Below are 1,551 nucleotides of genomic sequence, written 5' to 3' on the forward strand. Positions count from 1 at the left end.
CGGCGACCGCGGCGCGCATCGCGGCGCCGGACGGGAACCGGTCGGCCGGGTCCTTGAGCATCGCACGCACCACGACGCGGTCGAGGCCGCGGGGGATGCTCCCGTCTGACGCGGACGGCAGCGGCGGCGGCGCCTCGAGGTGCGCCCGCAGCGTCTGCCCGGTCGTCTGGCACGGGAACGGCGGCCGCCCGGTGAGCGCGAAGTGCAGCAGGGCGCCGGCCTGGTAGACGTCACCGCGCGCGTCGACCGGCATTCCCCGCACCTGCTCGGGCGACATGTAGTTGACGTTGCCCATGACGCCGGCACGGCCCTTCGCGTCGACGCTGAGCAGGTCGTCGGTGCCGATCGCGGCCGTGCCCGTCGCATCGGCCAGTCCGAAATCGAGCAGGCGCACACCGTCGGACGCGAGCGCGCCCGAGGCGTCCGGCACCACCATCACGTTCGAGGGCGACACATCGCGGTGGATGAGGCCGATCGCGTGCGCCGCCTCGAGCGCCCGCAGGACTCCGTCGATCACCGCGACGGCATGGGCAGGCGTCAGCGGTCCGTTCCGGGCGACGTGCTGCGACAGGCTCGACCCGGCGGCCCGCTCGAGCGCGATCCACGCGACCGGCGCTTCGCCGTCGTGGTCGACGCCCACGCCGAGCACGCCCACGATGTGGGGATGCCGCAGCGGCTGGGCGCGCCGGGCCTCGGCGAGAAACGCCTCGCGCGCCGCGGGTCGCTCCGACAGGTGCGGGTGCAGCACCTTCAATGCGATGCCCAGCCCGGTGCGCCCATCGACGGCGGCGTAGACGGATGCCGAGCCGCCCGTCCCGAGCAGCTCACCGAGCCGGAACCGGCCCGCGATCACACGCGAGGAGCCGCTCACTCCCGCGAGTGTCGGGTCGCCGGATGAACGGACGGTGGACCGAGGACGGATCGAGCCCTGTCGCACCGGTTACCGGCACATGGCCGCGCCCGGCGTCGATCCTCAGCTGCGTGGCGTTCGGCCCGCGTAGTCGTTCGCCGCCTGCGCCACCGCGTTCACGTACGACTCGAGGTGGTTGTAGGCGAAGACCGCGGTGCGCCACGTGGCGGGCTGCGTGAGGTCGCCGTGGTGGCACAGGTACCGGGCCGCGGCAAGGGCGGCGTCGTCGATGTGCTGCGGATCGTTCACTCCGTCGCGGTTGCCGTCGGCGCCCCACGTCTCCCACGTCCCCGGGATGAACTGCATCGGTCCGACGGCGCGGTCCACATCGGCCTTGCCGTCCCACGCACCGCCGTCGGTGTCGTCGATGCGCGCGCTCGACTCGCCGGTGAGGTCGATGCCGAAGATGCCCGGACGGGTCTGGCCGTCGTCGCCGATCGACGAACCGGCGTGGGTGCCGTGCCCGGATTCGATGCGGCCGAGCGCCGCGAGCGTGCTCCAGCGGATGCCGCACGCGGGCGCCTCGGCTGTCATCGCCAGCTCCGCTCCGGCATATCCCCGCAGCACGCGCAGCGGAATGCCCGTCGCCGCCGCGGTGCGCGCGGCCCACTCGGCGTCGACCCGATCGGCGTTGCCCGGCG

At 74.0% G+C, this 1,551-nt stretch carries 2 protein-coding genes; both read right to left on the reverse strand.

The window, feature by feature from the left end; genetic code table 11:
- Window positions 1–871, reverse strand: an 871-nt coding sequence (locus EIO58_RS17655) for a serine/threonine-protein kinase (RefSeq protein ID WP_164861859.1), incomplete at its 3' end; no start/stop codon positions are given.
- Window positions 872–973: 102 nt separating this feature from the next.
- Window positions 974–1,551: lytic transglycosylase domain-containing protein (locus EIO58_RS17660; protein WP_127820530.1), on the reverse strand; the 578-nt coding region annotated here is incomplete at its 5' end.

This window comes from Microbacterium sp. CPCC 204701, assembly GCF_004010105.1.
GTDB lineage: Bacteria > Actinomycetota > Actinomycetes > Actinomycetales > Microbacteriaceae > Microbacterium.